The sequence below is a fragment of the Mycolicibacterium obuense genome, assembly GCF_055397605.1.
The window spans coordinates 3,775,611-3,792,937 of sequence record NZ_AP043663.1; the positions used below are offsets into that span (position 1 = coordinate 3,775,611).

Genomic DNA, 17,327 nt, shown 5'->3' on the forward strand with positions numbered 1-17,327 from the left:
CTTTGCATCACCTCGGAAATCACTGCCTGGTCCGACGGAAGCCTCGTGCCTACCGTGAGATCATGCGTTACACGACTTCTCTCCTCGACCGCGTCCAGGGCAAGTACCGGCACCTGAAACGACCCCTCCTCGACGCTCCCGCCGCGCAGCGCGATCCGGCCGTGATCGAGACCGTGACAGCCATGCTGCGGGACATCGAGGCCCGGGGCCTCGACGCTGTCCGCGATTTCAGCCGGGCGCTCGACCACGACGACCGCCACGACTTCGAACTGTCGTCGCGCGACGTCGCCACCAGCGGTGACCGCCTGCCACGCGATCTCAGGGAGGCGATCGAACTCGGCTCGCAACGCACCCGCTCGTTCGCGCGCGAACAGCGCTCGCACCTGGTTGGATTCGAGACCGAGCTGTGCCCGGGACTGGTGACGGGGACCCGCTATGTTCCCGTCGCGCGCGTGGGCGCCTACCTGCCCGCGGGCCGCTTCCCTCTGACCGCGTCGGCATTCATGACGGTGGGCGTCGCGAAGGTGGCGGGCGTCTCGACGGTCATCGCCTGCACGCCACCGCAACCCGATCGCAGTGCCAACGACGCGGTCGTCTATGCCGCGCACGTATCCGGAGTCGACCGCGTCTTCGTGCTCGGAGGTGTTCAGGCTCTGGCCGCCATGGCTTTCGGTCTCCTCGACGAACTTCCCGTCGACATGCTCGTCGGCGCAGGCAACGCCTACGTCGCCGAGGCGAAGAGGCAGCTCTTCGGCACGGTGGCCATCGACCTACTGGCCGGGCCGTCCGAGGTTGCCGTGCTCTCTGACGGGACGGCCGACCCCGAGATCGTCGCCGCCGACCTGCTGGGGCAGGCCGAGCACGGCACGAATTCGCCAGCAGCCCTTGTCACGACATCGGAGAGCCACGGGCGCGCGGTGATCGCGGCCGTGGATCGCCAGCTCGAGGGCTTGTCGACCGAACCGATCGCCGGCCCCGCTTGGCGAGACTTCGGCGTGGTGACGGTCGCCGACGATCGTGAGACCGCCGCGCTGCTGATGGACGATCTCGCCCCGGAGCACCTGGAGGTCATCACCGCCGACGACGGTTGGTATCACGACCGGCTGCAGAACTACGGCTCGATCTTTCTGGGGCCGTGGAGCACAGTCGCATACTCCGACAAGGGCATGGCGGGCACCAACCATGTGCTCCCGACGGCCGGCGGCGCGAAGCACAGCGCCGGACTCTCGGTGTCGCGGTACCTCAAGCCGCTGACGTATCAACGGGTCACCCGGGAGGCCACGCCCGACCTGGCCAACGCCGTCCAGGTCATCTCCGATTCGGAAGGGATGGCAGCCCACAGCGCCACCGCGACGCGACGTCTCGCTCTCTATGCCGACACCGTGGGTGCGGAGTAGGAGGATGGCTGACATGGAGCAGACTCTCGTCGTCGGTGCCGTTCAGATGTCACCCGTCTACCTCGATCGCGCGGCGACGCTCGACAAGGTCGAGCGGTACATCGACGAGGCCGGGGCGAAGGGGTGCCGCCTGGTCGCGTTCGGAGAGACGATCGTGCCGGGCTATCCGTTCTGGCTCGGGCGCACCGACGGAGCGACGTTCAACTCCGACCTGCAGCGCGACATCCACTCGCTGTACCTGCGAGAAGCCGTGCAGATCGAAGCCGGCCACCTCGACGGCGTACGGGAGGCCGCCCGGCGCAACGGCACGACGGTCGTGCTCGGCATCGCCGAACGCCCCGCCGACCGCGGCGGCCACAGCATCTACTGTTCGGCCGTCACCATCGATGTGGGCGGCGACATCGCCTCGGTGCACCGAAAACTCACCCCCACCTACGAGGAGCGGTTGAGTTGGGCGAACGGTGACGGCCACGGGCTCGTCACACATGACGTGGCGCCGTTCACTTTGGGCTCCCTCAACTGCTGGGAGAACTGGATGCCGTTGTCGCGCACGGCGCTGTACTCCCAGGGCGAGGATCTGCACGTCGCGCTGTGGCCGGGCGACGTCTACGACACGGCGGACATCACCCGGTTCATCGCGCTGGAATCACGGTCCTACGTCGTCTCCGTCTCCGGAGTGCTGCGCCGCGAGCACATCCCGGACTTCATGCCGGGCGCCGACAAGATGCGCGCTGCGAGCGATGAACAGATCAGCAGCGGAGGAACGTGCATCGCCGCTCCCGACGGCAGCTGGGTCATCGCCCCGACCGCCGACACCGAGGGGCTGACGGTTGCGACCCTCGATCACGACCAGGTCCGCCGCGAGCGTCAGAATTTCGATCCTGCAGGACATTACGGTCGCCCCGACGTGACCAGGCTCGTCGTCGACCGGCGCCGGCAGACGCTGACGACCTTCACCGACTGACCCGCTGTCGGCGCCGCACCAGGGCGGAGACCGCGACGTAGACCGGCACACACACCCATACCGCCGCCAGTGCCAGGACCAGCCCGAGTGGGTAGTCGCGGTCGAGAACCGTGGGGTTGTCGGGTTTGGCACCTGGTGTGTCGACGACGGGAACGGCGAGCAGCACCAGAGTAATCGAGCACATCGCGGCGACGGCGACCGGCGGCCACCAGCGTCGCCCTAGCCAGCGGCGCCCCGTGTAGCCGAGCGCCGCGGTGACCGGCGCGAAGACGAAGTCATGAATCACCACGCCGACACCGGTCCACACCACGATGCGGATGAGGGTGGCGGTGCTCAGATCCACCAACAACCACGCCCCGCATGCCACGCTGACGAGACCGGCGGCCACGAGGCCCCACCGCAGTGCTCTCATCGCAGCTGTCGGCGCTCCGGCCTGCCCACTCATCCGCCGATCACCTCCAGTCGTGTCAACCACTTCGTTTGCAGGACGCCCGGTCTCGTCGGCGCGATGAGCCGACAGGGATACCCGTGGTCGAGGTCCAGTTGTTCTCCGTTGAGCTGTAGAGCGATCAACGTGGCGGAATCAGCGGTGTGCCTCGCGGGCAGAGTCGTGCGCGAGTACGGACCCGGAGGCTCGAGTGAGATCATGCGGATGTCGGATTTCGGCGAACCGCCCACGGTCGCCACGAGATCGGCGAGCACGACACCGGTCCACTCCGCATTGACGCTCCACCCTTCGACGCAGGCGATCGGCAGCTCGCGGGTCGCCTGGGGCATGGCGTGCAGTTCGGCCAGCGTGAAGCTGCGTGTCGCACTCGGACCGACGACCGTCAATCGGTAAGCCGGCGACCGCGCAGCACGTGAGACACCGGCGGCGAGCGCCGTCCGATTGACGGGAACACCCTGTGGTCCATCGCCGGAGCGAGGAGCCAGCACAGAAAGGCGTTTCAGCCACGGTACCGTCTGACCTGCGGTCACCACAGTTGCGAGCGCGGTCGCGGCGGCCGCGCCGATCAGAACGTTGCGGCGAGCTGTCCCGACCGCCCCGCCGCCTGCGACGTCGGCCGGACCGATCGGCTCGCCGAGTGCGCGACGGATCACAGGGAGCTTGAGTCCGATGTGCACCGCAACCGCTCCCAGGGCGACCCAGGCCATCGCGAAATGTGCTGGTGGAAAGAAGAATCCGAAAACATACCACTGAGCTGTGTTCAGCAGACCCGTGCTCAACTGGAAGATCATCGACCCGACGAGCACGAGGATGGACAGTCGCTCGAGTTGCCGGGTCACACCTCCGATGAGAGGGGTCGCAAAGAGCTTGGGCCATACCGACCACAGCTTGACCACCAGCAGGGGAATCGCTGCGATTCCACTGATCACGTGCAGCCCCTGGGTGAAGCGATAGAGCCAGACCGGCCGCGTAGGCCACCAGAACCACGGCTGTGGATGCTGCACGAGGTGGCTGATCAATCCCGTTGCCATACACACCGCGACGGCCACCCCAAGCCACACCCCGACGCGGACGGTCACCGCCGTACTGCGGGTGTCGGCGAACCCCCTCGCCTGGGACGTCACCGGCTCACCGGTATCTGAGGACATTCCGCTTCTCACTCTCGCCGCGGGCGCACTGTACTATCGGATACAGTCACTGTACTTTGTAGTACAAAACATCATGTAGGGCAATACAGGGAGGTTGTCGTGAGGGTGGCACCGACGACGGATCGTGGTCGTGCGACCGTGGCGCGTGTGCTCGATGCAGCGTGCGATCTCTTCGGCTCGCAGGGCGTTCGGTCGACGACTCTGGACGAGATCGGCGCCGCTTCAGGCGTGGGGCGAAGTCAGCTCTACCACTTCTTCGTCGACAAGGGCGACCTCGTCGCCGAAGTCGTTGCGTGTCAGGTGGACCGCGTCGTCGACGAGCTGTCCCCGGCTCTCGAGTCCATGTCGACGGCCACCGACGTGCGGGCCTGGTGCGACGACGTCGTTGCTTTCCACGCCGCGTCCGCCCCAGCGATTCGCTGTCCCATCGGATCTCTCGTCCACCAACTCGGCGAGTCCGACGTAGCAGCACGGCGCGCGCTGGTCTCCGGATTCCAACGCTGGGAACACCTGTTGGCGGCTGGACTTCAGCGCGTGGCTGACAACGGGGGGCTGGCTGCCAGCTCTGACGCCACGACTCTGGCCTCAGCCTTGCTCGCGGCGTATCAGGGCGGCGTGCTCCTTGCCGGCGCCGCCGGTGACGTCGACCCGTTGCGTCGCGCCCTCCTGGGGGTCACCGACGCCGCACTCACTGGTCCCCCGCGACCGGACGGAAAGAAGAGACGACAGAGGATCGCCTGATCCTGGCGTGTCCGCTTTGCTTCCCCTCCAGCCGAACCGAATCCGTCGGCGGCGTGACGTCTTGGAGACAAACCGTGAACAGTACTGAGCTATTCGATGCGGTGGTGATCGGCGGTGGCCCCGGTGGTGTCACCGCGGCTATTCGTCTGATGGGCCATGGTCTCACCGTCGCCCTGGTCGAAGATCGATTGGTCGGCGGCGAATGTCATTACTGGGCCTGCAATCCGACGAAGACGCTGATTCGGCCCATCGAGATCCTCGAACTCGCGAAGGCCGTACCGGGGGTGCGTGAAATCCTGAAGGGTCAGGCGGTGAACGTGGACGCGGTCTTGACCAAAAGGGACGCGATCATTGACCACCTCGTCGATCGCGACATCGTCACCGGCCTCGAGGACGCCGGCATCCACGTCATCCGCGGTCGGGGCCGTCTGGCCGGCGACCACACAGTGGTGGTGAATGACAACACCCAACACGAGCGGCGACTTCACGCCGGGCACGCCGTCATCCTCGCCACCGGGACACGTCCCTTCGTCCCCGACATCGACGGATTGCGGTCTGTCACGCCGTGGACCAACCGCGAACTCGCGACCATGACGCGCGTTCCCGCCAGGACCGTCGTCCTCGGGGGCGGAGTCGTCGGTGTGGAGAGCGCGACCATCCTGTCAGGGCTGGGGAGTGAGGTCACACTGTTGGCGCGTGGACCGAGCCTGCTGCGGGGCTCCGAACCCTTCGTCGGCGAGCGTGTTTCGCGCGCCCTTCAGGAACGCGGTGTCGACGTCCGCTGCGACACATCGGTGAGATCAGTCACCCGAAGCGACTCAGGCCGGATCACAGTCGTCACCAACACCGACTCAGTCCTCGAGGCGGACGAAATCCTCCTGGCAGCAGGACGTTCGATCAACACAGACGACATGGGCCTGGAGACTGTGGGCCTCCGCGGCGGCGACTTCGTCGCGGTCGACGATCACCTCACGGCGACCGACGTCCTCGGTGACTGGTTGTACGCGATCGGCGACACGACAGGTCGCGCACTGCTCTCGCACCTCTCTCAGTATCACGCCGGCATCGTCGCGGACGTCGTGGCCAGTCGAGTGCGCGGCGCCACGCTGGACGCGCCGGGGTTGTCGGCACAGGACAAAGGGCGCCTCCCGCAGATCATCTTCACCGATCCGCAGGTCGTGGAAGTCGGCTACACCGAAGCCGCCGCGCGCGCAGCGGGATTCGCAGTCACCACACGGAGCCAGACCTACCCTGGCGGGCTCGCAGAGCTGTTGATTCTGCGTGATGGCTTCGAGGCTGAGGCGAAGCTGGTGATCGACACCGACCGAGACACGCTTCTGGGGGCGACCTTCGTCGGGCCGAACGTCGCCGAACTGGTCCAAGGAGCAACCGTCGCAGTGGTCGGCGAAGTCCCGCTGTCGGTGCTGCGACACGCCATAGCCCCCCATCCGTCCTTGAGTCAGATCTGGAATCCGCTCCTCGCCGGCTGAAGCCACCACCCATGTCCACCAATCGGTGGACCCTCGGCTCCCCCGGCACATCGGCTTATCGGCGGATACCCGCATCGGCATCTCCACGGCATCGTCATGTACAGCGCTACAGCAGGTGGCGGCAATGACGAGGAGCTCATGATGACATCCGCCAACAACGGCAGCGGCAGCACGTGGTCTGCGATAATCGACTGCTACGCCGTCGCTTTCGGCATCATTGCCGCCCCCACAGACTGCTCCGATAACGACACGTCACGGCGAGGCGTCAACGCAGACAGATGACCGCGCCTACCCGAGTCCCAGCCGCGTCGCTGCGTCGCGCAGATCTGCGCGAAACTGATCCAGGCTCGCCAACGTGTACATCCCGTCGATGTGATCGTTCGCCCAGAGACTGTGGATCTTCTTCAGGTCGGCTTTACGCCGATGCCAACCGATGCCATCGATCACCGCGAACACATATTGACGCGGCAGCCTCACCTCGGCCATCTCCTCGATCTCGCGCACCGCATCGGTGAGCTTGCTGCCGGTCGAGTCGAAACCCTTGGCCGCGACGACAATCGACGCGTTGTCGGCGTCGGGGACGATCAGATCGGCCGGCGCCGTACGCCCCTGCCGCCCGGTGAACCGCGAGCGCTGAGTGTGCGGCAGTCCGAGATCGGCGGCTATCGCCGAGATCTCGTCTTCGATCTTGCGCCCGGACGCCTGTCCCCCGGACGCGGTCGCTCGCGGCCCGGCGCGGGCAATCAGCACGTCCGCCAGGGTGTACGTGCGGTTGCGCTGCACACGCAGCAGCCTCAGCAGATCGAACTGCTCGTCGAGCATCGCGATCAGCTCCGTCGGCCGTCTCCGCGCGAGCGTGACGAACCCGGCCGAGCCGAACTCGGTGGTCAACGCCGCTTTGAGCTTCTCCTGACCGAGCCCGACCGCCAGGCCCAGCACGTGCACTGACTGCGCATTGTGCCGCGCCCACCAGGCCAGCGACGAAGCGTCGACGTCGGGAAGCTGCTCCAGGCTGGCCACGGCCTCGGTGATCGCCTCGGCTTCCGGCGTCGACGCCGTCGGGTCCACGATCGCCGTCAGCCGACCGAGCGACGCCACATAGTCGTCGAAGGGAACGGCACCACTCATCAATCCCGCCCGATGAACAGATACTCACTCACGTCGCGCCGAGCCGCCGCCACATGCGTGCCGAAGCTGTATTTGTGGTCGATCGCGATCACCTCGACCGACGGTTTGACCTTGCCCAGCAGGTCGCGAATGCGCGCCGCCCCGGGAATCGCGTTCGATGAGTAAGACAACACGATCGCGCCCGCGTCGGCGAAGTGCTCGAACGACCGGAGCAGCGCGTCCTCGATGGTCCGCTTGTACGCGAAGGGCGTGAACCGCTTCTCGAGCTTCTTGGTCTTGGTGTTCTCCATGATCGTCACGTCACGCCAATACACCGACAGTCCCTCGAGGAAGTGGTAGCGCTTGATGTAGTCGTTGTCGTCGCTGGGCGGGGCGTACGGCGGGTCGAGGTACACGAGATCCGGTGTGTTGTCCTGGATCTCGAACACGTCGCCACGCCGCGCTCGACTGCGTTTGCCGTTGCTGAACACCGTCGCGTTGTAGTCGAGGGCGCGCTCGCGGAAGTGTTCGCGCAGCGACAGTTTCAGGTCGCGGCGCCCGTCGGCGTACTTGGTGCCGTCGGTGAACGTGAACACTCCGCGCGGCTGCTTGCGCGCTGCGGACAGGATCAACGCCGAGATCGCGAGGTCGCGCCGGTACCCCTTCAGCGTGTCGATGTGCGACCACGCCGAATCGAGGAATCGGCGATCTTCAGGCGTGAAGTAGAGGCCGTCGAAGGTGCTCTGGATGAAGTCGCGGTCGTCGGCCGGCGGGCCGCAGATCTGATCGATCAGATCCTGGTCGAGCCGCACCGAGGAATTCTGCACCGTCGCCGCCGCGATCACGGCCGGGAAGTTCAGGAAGTCGTTCGACGTGACCGCGAAGCCCTGGACCTTGAGTAGATACGACACCACTCCTGACCCCGAGAACGCGTCGACGGCCGTCTCCCCGCCGATCTCGGCGAACACCCGCTCCAGGTGTGGGAGCAGACGGTACTTCGACCCCATGTAGCGCAGCCGAGGGAACCGCTGTGCCGTGGCGACGACGTCCGAGGACGTCAAGTCGGATGCGCGCGCCACGGACACAGATTCCCACACATCAGCCCGCTTCTCCGGCACGCTCACCGGCGCATGTTCGCGGCGTGGAGTTCATTCGTCACAGTGCCGGTCACCGTAGCGGCGACCACCGACAACAAGGCCACGGCGACGTCCGCGCGACAGACGGCGAACGTTCGGCGGGGCACCAACTACCGAGAAGAAACTCGCTGCCCCGGTCAGTGCGCGCCGACGCCCCACCCCAGAACACGCGACGTCACCAGCACCAGACCCAGCGACACCACCGCGACGACGACGAGTCCGATGACGGCCACCACCAGCGGGCGCCACCCCGCACGTGCCAATTCGCGGAAGTTCGTGTTGAGTCCGACACCTGCGAAGGTCAGCAGGAACGCCCACTTCGACACGTTGCCGAGGTTCGCGATCTGCCCTTTGTTGATCAGATGCGCGGTAGCCAGTGCGGACACCACCAGGAACCCGAGGACGAACTTGGGGAACTTCTCCCAGACGAACGTGGCCTTGGCGCGCACCCCCGGTGCGATCTGGTCGGCCTCGCCGCGGGCAGCCCAGTAGAGGGCGAAGCCCAACACGACGAAGCCGATGAGCGCATTGCGCACTGACTTCACCAGCACAGCGACCTTGCCGGCCTCGTCCGAGAACAGGAATCCCGTTGCCGTGGTTTCGGCCGTGTTGTCCACGGCGAGGCCGGCCCACAGTCCGAACTCGTGGTCGGTCAGCCCGATCGCGTGACCGAGAGGCGGCAGGGTGAACAGCGCCACCGCGCCGAGTGCGAGGATCGCGGCGATCGCATAGCTCACCTCGGAGTTGCGCGCGCGAATGGCCCCCTTGGAGGCGATGATCGCCGAGACGCCACAGATCGACGTACCGATGGCCAGCAGCGACCCCAGCTTGCCGGACAACCCGAACAGGCGCGCGGCGAGAATGATGATCGCGCCGGCGATCACCATGTCCAGCACGATCTGCACCAGCGAGATACCGCCCAACTTGATCACGTCACCCAGCACGAACCGGGCGCCGAGGGCGACGATGCCGAGTTTGAGCCAGAACTCGTAGGTCTGCACGCCGGGCCGGAAAACACGATGCACACCAACGGTATTGGCGATCACCAAGCCGATGACGATGGCCCACAGGACGTACTCGATGTCTGGCACGGTCCAATGTTCGCGCTTGGCCAACGCGTTCCAGCCCACCTGGGCGTACTTGCCGGCCACGCCGACGGCGACGAGAAGCAGCAGACCCGGTAGATAGGCAAGCGGGTTTCGGCTGGTGAAGGTGGGTCCTTCATGACCGGTCTGCTGGACTGCGGTACTCACCGGGTCACCACGGAATCTTCGGCAGCACGTCGGCCACCGCCAGGAGCACGATCACGCCAGCCACGATGGTCGCCCACCAGTCGAGGCTCAGACCACCGAGGCGCTGTTCATCTGCTGGTTGGGGTGCGTCGGGCGCCCCCTGCTCCGTTCCGGTCACCACCAAGGTGTAGCCCCGGCGGTCACACACCTGCCAGATAAAGACTCGGCATGATCCCAGCGGGACTGGCGTCGGCTAGGAACCCAGCTGACGATCCAGCGAGGCCACCTGGTCTTTGCCGTACTGCGTCGCGAGGTCGGCAGGAACCGGATCGTTGGCCGGCCCATCGAACTCCACGTCGACCGCCGCGTTGCCCCGCGTGAACATGAGCACGCCCACGGACTGCGACCCGTTCGGCGACAGCCCTGTCGCCCACGTTGCAGCGGTCCCGACGTCGACGGATGCGGTCGTGGGATTGGTGACGACGCTGCCGAGGCCGTCGCGCCAGGCGTTCATCGCATCCGTGGCCGCCTGCGGTGACGCCAGCACCAGGATCTTCGTCGTGATGGCGCGACTGCCGTCACGGTGGTTGAACACCTGCTCGACGCCCTGCTGGCCGCCGGGGTCGACGATCGGCGGCACGGACACGTACGCCGTCGAGTCGGTCGAGAGGTTCGGATCGACGGGAAGCGTGCCGTAATTAGGTGCGGCAGCGGCTGTTCCGAGGCCGACGGTGAGGACTGCCGACACTGCGGCCAGTCCCCCGAGTGAGATGGCTGGAAGTTTCATCGGTTTCTCCGCGGGTTCGAGGGTCGTCGGGTCAGCAGGGGTAGCACGCGAAGCCGCGCCAGCCGTCGCGCCACGTCCAGCCCGGACCGCATCCCATCCAGCCGGTCGACCCGTAGCAGTCGAGCAGCTGCACCGGCTTGCGCTCAGGCGTGGGCATGGGTGCCGGCGCGGGCGCGGGGTTGGCGAGCTGGGCGGCGGTGGCCATCGGCGCCCCCAGCAGCGAGCCGACAACCAAGGCCGAAGCCCCGACCGTCATCGCGAGTCTGCGCATGTCTAATCCCCTCTTCAGACGAGTTGCGAACACCTGGAGAGGTTACGCGCCAATTTGACGCGGCAAGCAATAAAACACACCGAGAAATGACATCCCCGCACTGCGCGGAATGGCGGCCAACCAAGTGGTTAGTCTGCAGGGAGTCCATCGACGGAGCAGGAGGCGGCCATGCAGCTGGCACTGACACCCGAGGAAGCCGCGTTTCGCGACGAGCTTCGCACCTTCTACACCACGGAGATCCCCGCCGACATCCGAGAACGCAGCCGCGCCGGCACGGAGATCACCAAAGAAGACATCGTCACCACGCACAGGATCCTCAACGACCACGGCCTCGCCGTGCCCAGTTGGCCCGTCGAATGGGGCGGCAAGGACTGGACCCCCACGCAGCATCAGATCTGGCTGGACGAGATGCAGTTGGCGTGCGTTCCCGAGCCACTGAACTTCAACGCCAAGATGGTCGGCCCCGTGATCGCCGAGTTCGGCTCGCAGGCGGTCAAGGAGCGGTTCCTGCCGCCCACGGCAGCGCTCGACATCTGGTGGTGCCAAGGCTTTTCCGAGCCGGAGGCGGGTTCCGACCTCGCCTCGCTGCGCACCACGGCGCTGCGTGACGGCGACAGCTATGTGGTCAACGGCCAGAAGACGTGGACCACGCTGGGCCAGTACGCCGACTGGATCTTCTGCCTGGTGCGCACCGATCCGAACGCCCCGAAGAAGCAGGCCGGCATCTCGTTCCTGCTCATCGATCTCGACACTCCCGGGATCACGATGCGGCCGATCAAGCTCGTCGACGGCAGCGTCGAGGTCAACGAGGTCTTCTTCGAAGACGTCCGCGTGCCCGCCGAGAATCTCGTCGGCGAGGAGAACCAGGGCTGGAGCTACGCCAAGTTCCTGCTCGGCAACGAGCGCACGGGCATCGCCCAGGTCGCCCGGACCAAGGTGCGGCTCGCGGAGGTCAAGGAACGCGCCAAAGCCAGCGGTCTGCTCGAGGACCCGCTGTTCGCCGCGCGGCTCGCGGAGGCCGAAAACGACGTGCTCGCACTGGAATTGACGCAGATGCGGGTGGCCTCGGGCTCCAAGGGCGGCAAGCCCAACCCCGCGTCGTCGGTGCTGAAGCTGCGGGGCAGCCAGTTGCAGCAGGTCGCCACCGAGCTGCTGATGGAAGTGGCCGGGCCCGACATCCTGCCGTTCCAGGGCGGTGACATCGCGTCCCCGGAGTGGGCGCAGCACAGCGCGCCGCGCTACCTCAACTACCGCAAGACCTCGATCTACGGCGGCAGCAACGAAGTGCAGCGCACCATCATCTCGTCGACCATCCTCGGACTGTAGAGAGAAGGCGAACTCATGGACTTCCAGTTCAGCGAAGAACAGACCCTGCTGCGTGACACCACTCGCGAGATGCTGGCCCGCGCCTACGACGTCGAGAGCCGCCTCAAGGTCCTTGACACCGATCAGGGCTGGAGCCGCGACGTGTGGGGCCAGCTCGCCGAAACCGGGGTGCTCGGCCTGGGTTTCGACGAGGACGCCGGTGGGCAGCTCGAGATCCACTCGGTGCTCGTCGAAGTCGGTCGCCGGCTGGCTCCCGAACCGGTGCTGCACGCGGCGCTGGGCCCGGGTGCGGTGATCGCGGAGGTCGGTAGCGCTGAGCAGCGCGCACTGCTCGACGAGGTCGCCGCCGGTGAGCGCCTCCTGGCGTTCGCCCACACCGAGCCGGGGATGCGGCGGCCCACCACGACCGTCTCCACCACCGCAGCACGCGCCGGCGACGGTTGGACGGTCAGCGGCACCAAGAACCCGGTGCTCGCCGGTGACAGCGCCGACACCCTGGTGGTGACGGCCGCGCTGCCCGACGGTGGCACGGGGCTCTTCCTGGTCGACGCAACCGCGACATCACGCAAGCCCTACAAGACCTTCGACGGTCAGCGCGGTGCCGAGATCGATTTCGATAACGTCGCGGCAGAGCCGCTCGGCGACGCGGTCGACGCGTCGGCGGCCGTCGAGCGTGCCCTGGTGCGGTTCTCGTCGGGGCTGTGCTCCGAGGCGCTCGGCGCCATGGAAGAGGCGTTGCGGTTGACCACCGAATACCTCACCCAGCGCAAGCAATTCGGCGTCACGCTCAGCAAGTTCCAGACCCTGACCCAGCGCGCCGCGGACATGTACGTCTCCCTCGAGCTCGCGCGCAGCATGGCGTTGTACGCCGCCATGTCGATCGCCGAGGGTGACCTGACGTCGACGGTCGCCGCGCGCGCGAAGGTGCAGATCGGCCGGTCGGGCCGCCACATCGCCCAGGAAGCGATCCAGTTGCACGGCGGTATCGGTGTCACCGCCGAGTATCCGGTCGGTCACTACGCCGCGCGGCTGACGGCGATCGAACAGACGCTGGGTTCGGCGCAGGACCACCTGCACACGCTGGTGGGTCAACTGGGCGACTACGAGGTCGTCACCGTCTAAATCCTGCAGGTCAGCGCCGTATTGCGTACCCTGCTGCAATGGTCGGCAGCCACACCATCGTCAGCGGTGGCGACGCTCTGGCGATGCGCATCGCCGAGGAGTTGCGCGGCGCCGGCATCACGGTGACGGTGATCGACGGACCGGATCAGCTCACCGCCGCCGGTGTCCACACCGCCACTGCGGTCGTGTGCGCAGGACCCGATGACGCAGACAACCTCGAGATCGCGTTGCTGGCGCGCCGTTTCAGCCCCACGGTGCGGGTGGTGGCGCGTCTGGCCAACACGGTGCTGCGGGAGGCGATGGCCGTCGGCAACGGCCCGGGAGCCGTGCTCGATGTCGCCGACCTCGCCGCGCCGTCCGTGGTGGAGCGGTGCCTGGCCCGAACGACGCACACGATCGCGGCGGGAGACCTCCACTTCGTGGTGTCCGGTGAGGCGATGCCGCGGGCCGGCACGTTGCGGGAGATCTACGGTGACCTCGCCCCGGTGGCAGTCGTGCTTGGCGACCGGGGTTCGACACCGGGGGCGGTGGTCGCGTGCCCCGGACGCGACCTTCACGTCGACGAGGGTGACTGGGTGGCCATGATCGGCACCGCCGGGCAGCTCGATGAACCGGACACCACTGTCGCGGCCCGCCCACGCCGCTCCCCGATGACCCGAGTCATGAACGCAGCGCGCGCTTTTCGCGAGGACGTCAACCCGAATTTCTATCGCGCGCTGTCGGTGTCGATGAGCCTGCTCGCCTTCTCGACGATCCTGCTGTGGTTCTCCTACGACAGGCCAGGCATGAGCTTTGTCGATGCGCTCTACTTCTCCACCGAGACCATCGCGACCGTCGGATACGGCGACTTCAGCTTCAGCGATCAGCCCACGTGGCTGCGCCTGTTCAGCATCGTGCTGATGTTCGCCGGCATCACCACCACCGCGGTGCTCATGGCGTTCGTCGCCGATCTCCTGCTGTCGCGGCGCCTCGCCTACTCGGCCGGCCGGCGCAAGGTCCGTGAACTGCAGCGCCACATGATCGTCGTGGGTCTGGGATCGTTCGGCATCCGGGTGGCCTCCGACCTCAAAGCCGCGGGCCACGATGTCGCGGTGATCGAACTCAACGACGAGAATCGCTACCTGTCGGCTGCCGCCGACCGCGGCATTCCGGTGATCTTCGGTGACGCCACCCTGCCCTCGACGCTGGAAGCCGCCCGCATCGACGACGCCAGGGCGGTCGCGGTTCTCACCGACGCCGACGTGGTCAACATCGAGACGGCCATCGTCTCCCGAGAACGCCTCAAAGACCGCCATGGTGTGCCGGTGGTCCTGCGGGTCTTCGATCGAGCGCTCGGCGCGGCGGTGGCGCACCGGTTCGGTTTCGACAACGTGCTCTCGACCGTCGAGCTCGCGGCCCCGTGGTTCATCGGGGCGGCGCTGGGCCTCACCGTGTTCGGCACGTTCTCGGTGGGGCAGGCGTCGTTCATGGTCGGTGGCGTCCGCGTGGACCCCGGAAGCGAACTCGACGGCATCCGGATGGCGGAGCTGTCGACGCAAACTCGGGTGATCGCCATCGTCGGCAGCGACGGCACGCGCGCCTTGCACCCGCGGCGCGATTCGCAGCTGCGGGCCGGCGACACCGCGTACCTGGTCGGTCCCTACCGGGAACTGCTCGCTACCTTGAGCAAGGGCCGTGGCCGGTCGCCCGCCGGCGCCCCGGTGCCTAGCTGAGGTCCGACACCACTTCGGACACCTGGCGCAGCTGATCCATGTCGGTACTGGTCGGTATCAGATGGATCTCGTCGGTGCCGATGTCGGCGAATCGGCCGAGTACAGCACGCAATTCGTCCTGCGTACCGGCCCAGCCCGTCGTCGGGGCCATCGCGTCGACGATCTCGGCCGGTATCCAGTTCATGTAACGCCGCAGGTGATGGTGCACCTGCTCGCGCGGTGCGGTTCCCTCACCGATCGCGAACCAGAACGACGTGGCCAGATGCGGCGCTGGCTTGCCGGCCTCCCGCCACGCAGCGCGCGCGACGTCGAAAAGCTCGTTCTGCGACGCGGTGTTCAGGTCCAGACTGATGCCCGCGAGGCCGGCAGCCCACCCCGCCGCGTGGCGCAGTGTCTTCGGACCCGTTGTGCCGACCAGCAATTCGGGTCCGCCGGACTGCACGGGCGGTGGCCCCACCGGCAGCGTTGCGTCTGTGACGTTCTCCCCCGCCCACACCCGGCGCATGACCGCGACCCGGTCGGCCAGCTGGCGCATCGTCTGGGTCGCCGGGTCCGCGCCGACCGCGCGGTAGTCCTCGTGCCGCCCCCCGACCCCGATCCCGACCGTCAATCGACCGTCGGCGAGCAGGTCGCCGGTGGCCAACGCCTTGGCCAGCATGACCGGGTCGTGCAACTGCGGAATCACCACCGTGGTCACCAGCCGGACCCGGTCCGTCCAGGCGGCCAGCGCCCCCAGCAGCGTCAGGCTCTCCGGGTTGTCGAACGCGATCCGCTCACCCCAGCACAGCGACGAGAAGGGTCCGTCGTCGACCAGTCGCGCCCATGCCCGCAGCGTCGCACTGTCCAGGTCGGGTTCCATCACCGGCATCGTCATCCCGATACGCACGCCGCGATTCTGACATGCGCGCGGTGACCGCCTACGCGGGCTGGCCGTGCAGGTTCTTGGCGGTCGGTGACGTCTCGACCGCAGCGGGGTCCGGGTAGGTGCCCAACACGCGGTCCGCGGTGCCCGCGCTGGTGACCGTGAACCAGAAGTGCTCGTTCTTGAAGTGGTGTTGCCGGTGATTACGCCACACCGCCCGGAACGCAGCGGTTTTCGGCTTGTAATCACTGTGCACCAGGTAGTGGCACCACTCGTAGCACAGGCCCAGCACCGTCAGGAACGCCAGGAACGTCAGTCCCAGGGCGGTGCGCGGAAACGCCAGCAGCGCGATCGCGACCGATACCGGCAACACCCACAGCAGTGCCGGCCACGGGATGAAGATCAGCGCGACCTGCCGCGGGTCGACGTGGTGCTCGCGATGCTTGCGGGCCAGCAGCGAGTCGATCCGCAGGCCGGCGATCCGCCGGGGCTTCCAGTGCAGGATGCACACGTGGACAACCCATTCGAAGAACGGGAACACGGTGAGCATCACGAGTGGCACCACGGCGTCGGTCCAGCTCCACTCACCCATCCAGAGGCGAAGGGTGACCGCGACGGCCAGCGTCGCGCTGATCAACCACGGGGACGGATGCCGCCAGAACTCGCGCGCGGCGTCGCCGAGTGTGAACTGCCGGCGGGTGGCACGGACGGGTGCGCTGGTCATTGCTTCTCCTCCAGATCGGCCAGAGCGGTGAGCAGGGCAGTGGTCGCAGGTTCGAGCAGCCGTTGCGCGGCCGCACGGGCCGCGTCGGCCTCCCCGCCGATGACGGCGTCGGCCAGCGCGCGGTAGTCGTCGATGCGCTCCATCTCGGCCGCCATCACGGCGGCGAGCGCGGGCAGCACGGGCTCGTAGGTGGCACGCAGCGTGTTGAACATCAGCCGGAATGCGATCGATTCGGCGCAGTCGACGACGTGATCCCAGAAGTCGAGCGCATACCGTTGCGCGGCAACGGGATCGGGCTCGGCCGCCAGGGCGGCCAGGGCCCCGTCGAGGCTCTCACGCGCGTGCGGGCCGCCGCGTTGCGCGGCGAGTTCGGCGACCTTCGGGCCGTTGTGCAGCCGTGTCTCCACGATGCTGCGCACGACGTCGAGGTCCAGGTCGCCGCCGCGCATCAACAGCGTGGGGAGCAGGTCGAGGCCGGCGGTGCGCCGGAAGTCGCGCACCGTGGTGGCGTCGCCCTGGCGCACCTCCACCAGACCAGCGGCGGCGAGGCGCTTGAGCGCCTCGCGTATCGCCGGACGTGAGACGCCGAGCACCTCGGCGAGCCGCCGCTCGCTGGGCAGGGCCTCCCCGGGCTGCATCTCGCCGCTCAGCACGTCGGCGACGATCTGATCGAAGACGTCCTCGGGGACCGAACGACGGTTCACCGGACGAAGCACCATGCCGCCACTGTGCACCCTGTCGGCCAGGAGGTCAAGTGGTCATACCAGTGCCTCCGGGGGTTATCCCCCGCCGGACTGGCGGGAAAACGCCGTACCGTCGTCCCGCCGCGATCCCTAGGTTGAAGATCATGACCGCACCAG

Annotated in this window: 18 protein-coding genes; 7 read left to right on the forward strand and 11 right to left on the reverse strand. The window is 67.2% G+C overall.

Annotation, left to right across the window (positions count from 1 at the left end; genetic code table 11):
* The first annotated feature begins 62 nt into the window (after nucleotides 1-62).
* Nucleotides 63-1,397, forward strand: coding sequence for a histidinol dehydrogenase (hisD, locus tag ACZ50N_RS17915; protein ID WP_464473438.1), 1,335 nt, complete (start codon nucleotides 63-65; stop codon nucleotides 1,395-1,397).
* A 13-nt stretch (nucleotides 1,398-1,410) separates the two neighbouring features.
* Nucleotides 1,411-2,361 carry a carbon-nitrogen hydrolase family protein gene (locus ACZ50N_RS17920; RefSeq protein ID WP_073681993.1) on the forward strand — a complete coding sequence of 317 codons (951 nt, stop codon included), beginning with the start codon at nucleotides 1,411-1,413 and terminating at the stop codon, nucleotides 2,359-2,361.
* Here ACZ50N_RS17920 and ACZ50N_RS17925 read toward each other — a convergent pair.
* Both ACZ50N_RS17925 and ACZ50N_RS17930 read right to left on the reverse strand, forming a co-directional pair.
* Nucleotides 2,351-2,806: a hypothetical protein gene (locus ACZ50N_RS17925; protein WP_318257605.1), complete on the reverse strand. Its 456-nt coding sequence runs from the start codon at nucleotides 2,804-2,806 to the stop codon at nucleotides 2,351-2,353. The genes ACZ50N_RS17920 and ACZ50N_RS17925 overlap by 11 nt on opposite strands.
* On the reverse strand, nucleotides 2,803-3,957 hold the full coding sequence (locus ACZ50N_RS17930; RefSeq protein ID WP_464473439.1) for a molybdopterin-dependent oxidoreductase: 1,155 nt from the start codon (nucleotides 3,955-3,957) through the stop codon (nucleotides 2,803-2,805). Before ACZ50N_RS17930 ends, ACZ50N_RS17925 begins: the two co-directional genes overlap by 4 nt.
* 147 nt (nucleotides 3,958-4,104) lie before the next feature.
* On the opposite strand from ACZ50N_RS17930, the gene ACZ50N_RS17935 reads away from it, so the two are divergent.
* Both ACZ50N_RS17935 and ACZ50N_RS17940 read left to right on the forward strand, forming a co-directional pair.
* Nucleotides 4,105-4,698 carry a TetR/AcrR family transcriptional regulator gene (locus ACZ50N_RS17935; protein WP_464473440.1) on the forward strand — a complete coding sequence of 198 codons (594 nt, stop codon included), beginning with the start codon at nucleotides 4,105-4,107 and terminating at the stop codon, nucleotides 4,696-4,698.
* Nucleotides 4,699-4,772: 74 nt separating this feature from the next.
* Complete coding sequence (locus ACZ50N_RS17940) at nucleotides 4,773-6,188, forward strand: dihydrolipoyl dehydrogenase family protein (RefSeq protein ID WP_464473441.1); 1,416 nt, start codon at nucleotides 4,773-4,775, stop codon at nucleotides 6,186-6,188.
* Nucleotides 6,189-6,476: 288 nt separating this feature from the next.
* On the opposite strand, the gene ACZ50N_RS17945 is transcribed toward ACZ50N_RS17940, so the two are convergent.
* The 6 genes from ACZ50N_RS17945 to ACZ50N_RS17970 form a co-directional block, all read right to left on the reverse strand.
* On the reverse strand, nucleotides 6,477-7,316 hold the full coding sequence (locus tag ACZ50N_RS17945; RefSeq protein ID WP_073681998.1) for a hypothetical protein: 840 nt from the start codon (nucleotides 7,314-7,316) through the stop codon (nucleotides 6,477-6,479).
* Nucleotides 7,316-8,302 carry a DNA adenine methylase gene (locus ACZ50N_RS17950; RefSeq protein WP_464475668.1) on the reverse strand — a complete coding sequence of 329 codons (987 nt, stop codon included), beginning with the start codon at nucleotides 8,300-8,302 and terminating at the stop codon, nucleotides 7,316-7,318. The genes ACZ50N_RS17945 and ACZ50N_RS17950 overlap by 1 nt, the downstream gene beginning before the upstream one ends.
* A 266-nt stretch (nucleotides 8,303-8,568) precedes the next feature.
* Nucleotides 8,569-9,684 (reverse strand): YeiH family protein, encoded by a 1,116-nt coding sequence (locus ACZ50N_RS17955; RefSeq protein ID WP_464473442.1) that lies wholly within the window; start codon nucleotides 9,682-9,684, stop codon nucleotides 8,569-8,571.
* Nucleotides 9,685-9,688: 4 nt separating this feature from the next.
* Nucleotides 9,689-9,841, reverse strand: coding sequence for a hypothetical protein (locus ACZ50N_RS17960; RefSeq protein WP_166429219.1), 153 nt, complete (start codon nucleotides 9,839-9,841; stop codon nucleotides 9,689-9,691).
* 75 nt (nucleotides 9,842-9,916) lie between these two features.
* Nucleotides 9,917-10,450, reverse strand: a complete 534-nt coding sequence (locus tag ACZ50N_RS17965; protein ID WP_046361368.1) for a hypothetical protein — start codon at nucleotides 10,448-10,450, stop codon at nucleotides 9,917-9,919.
* A 31-nt stretch (nucleotides 10,451-10,481) separates the two neighbouring features.
* On the reverse strand, nucleotides 10,482-10,721 hold the full coding sequence (locus tag ACZ50N_RS17970) for a hypothetical protein (RefSeq protein ID WP_046361367.1): 240 nt from the start codon (nucleotides 10,719-10,721) through the stop codon (nucleotides 10,482-10,484).
* Nucleotides 10,722-10,889: 168 nt separating this feature from the next.
* Here ACZ50N_RS17970 and ACZ50N_RS17975 point away from each other — a divergent pair, with 168 nt between their 5' ends.
* Genes ACZ50N_RS17975 through ACZ50N_RS17985 form a run of 3 tightly spaced genes read left to right on the forward strand, consistent with a single transcriptional unit; the run spans nucleotide 10,890 to nucleotide 14,881 of the window.
* Nucleotides 10,890-12,047 carry an acyl-CoA dehydrogenase family protein gene (locus ACZ50N_RS17975; protein WP_046361366.1) on the forward strand — a complete coding sequence of 386 codons (1,158 nt, stop codon included), beginning with the start codon at nucleotides 10,890-10,892 and terminating at the stop codon, nucleotides 12,045-12,047.
* Nucleotides 12,048-12,062: 15 nt separating this feature from the next.
* Nucleotides 12,063-13,169 carry an acyl-CoA dehydrogenase family protein gene (locus ACZ50N_RS17980; protein WP_464473443.1) on the forward strand — a complete coding sequence of 369 codons (1,107 nt, stop codon included), beginning with the start codon at nucleotides 12,063-12,065 and terminating at the stop codon, nucleotides 13,167-13,169.
* A gap of 38 nt (nucleotides 13,170-13,207) precedes the next feature.
* Nucleotides 13,208-14,881: an NAD-binding protein gene (locus ACZ50N_RS17985; RefSeq protein WP_464473444.1), complete on the forward strand. Its 1,674-nt coding sequence runs from the start codon at nucleotides 13,208-13,210 to the stop codon at nucleotides 14,879-14,881.
* Here ACZ50N_RS17985 and ACZ50N_RS17990 read toward each other — a convergent pair.
* Genes ACZ50N_RS17990 through ACZ50N_RS18000 form a run of 3 tightly spaced genes read right to left on the reverse strand, consistent with a single transcriptional unit; the run spans nucleotide 14,874 to nucleotide 17,186 of the window.
* Nucleotides 14,874-15,755, reverse strand: a complete 882-nt coding sequence (locus ACZ50N_RS17990) for an LLM class flavin-dependent oxidoreductase (RefSeq protein ID WP_073682003.1) — start codon at nucleotides 15,753-15,755, stop codon at nucleotides 14,874-14,876. The two genes, ACZ50N_RS17985 and ACZ50N_RS17990, sit on opposite strands and share 8 nt — an antisense overlap.
* 43 nt (nucleotides 15,756-15,798) lie before the next feature.
* Entirely contained in the window at nucleotides 15,799-16,467 is a 669-nt protein-coding gene (locus ACZ50N_RS17995) for a sterol desaturase family protein (RefSeq protein ID WP_073682004.1), read from the reverse strand.
* Entirely contained in the window at nucleotides 16,464-17,186 is a 723-nt protein-coding gene (locus ACZ50N_RS18000; protein WP_073682005.1) for a FadR/GntR family transcriptional regulator, read from the reverse strand. Before ACZ50N_RS18000 ends, ACZ50N_RS17995 begins: the two co-directional genes overlap by 4 nt.
* Nucleotides 17,187-17,327 lie beyond the last annotated feature (141 nt).

What these genes read in the sequence shown, in the direction of transcription:
- hisD (WP_464473438.1), top strand. Translation starts at nt 63, where the DNA reads ATGCGTTACACGACTTCTCTCCTCGACCGCGTCCAGGGCAAGTACCGG.
- ACZ50N_RS17920 (WP_073681993.1), top strand. Translation starts at nt 1,411, where the DNA reads ATGGAGCAGACTCTCGTCGTCGGTGCCGTTCAGATGTCACCCGTCTAC.
- ACZ50N_RS17925 (WP_318257605.1), bottom strand. Translation starts at nt 2,806, where the DNA reads ATGAGTGGGCAGGCCGGAGCGCCGACAGCTGCGATGAGAGCACTGCGG.
- ACZ50N_RS17930 (WP_464473439.1), bottom strand. Translation starts at nt 3,957, where the DNA reads ATGTCCTCAGATACCGGTGAGCCGGTGACGTCCCAGGCGAGGGGGTTC.
- ACZ50N_RS17945 (WP_073681998.1), bottom strand. Translation starts at nt 7,316, where the DNA reads ATGAGTGGTGCCGTTCCCTTCGACGACTATGTGGCGTCGCTCGGTCGG.
- ACZ50N_RS17950 (WP_464475668.1), bottom strand. Translation starts at nt 8,302, where the DNA reads ATGGGGTCGAAGTACCGTCTGCTCCCACACCTGGAGCGGGTGTTCGCC.
- ACZ50N_RS17965 (WP_046361368.1), bottom strand. Translation starts at nt 10,450, where the DNA reads ATGAAACTTCCAGCCATCTCACTCGGGGGACTGGCCGCAGTGTCGGCA.
- ACZ50N_RS17970 (WP_046361367.1), bottom strand. Translation starts at nt 10,721, where the DNA reads ATGCGCAGACTCGCGATGACGGTCGGGGCTTCGGCCTTGGTTGTCGGC.
- ACZ50N_RS17975 (WP_046361366.1), top strand. Translation starts at nt 10,890, where the DNA reads ATGCAGCTGGCACTGACACCCGAGGAAGCCGCGTTTCGCGACGAGCTT.
- ACZ50N_RS17980 (WP_464473443.1), top strand. Translation starts at nt 12,063, where the DNA reads ATGGACTTCCAGTTCAGCGAAGAACAGACCCTGCTGCGTGACACCACT.
- ACZ50N_RS17985 (WP_464473444.1), top strand. Translation starts at nt 13,208, where the DNA reads ATGGTCGGCAGCCACACCATCGTCAGCGGTGGCGACGCTCTGGCGATG.
- ACZ50N_RS17990 (WP_073682003.1), bottom strand. Translation starts at nt 15,755, where the DNA reads ATGACGATGCCGGTGATGGAACCCGACCTGGACAGTGCGACGCTGCGG.
- ACZ50N_RS17995 (WP_073682004.1), bottom strand. Translation starts at nt 16,467, where the DNA reads ATGACCAGCGCACCCGTCCGTGCCACCCGCCGGCAGTTCACACTCGGC.
- ACZ50N_RS18000 (WP_073682005.1), bottom strand. Translation starts at nt 17,186, where the DNA reads ATGGTGCTTCGTCCGGTGAACCGTCGTTCGGTCCCCGAGGACGTCTTC.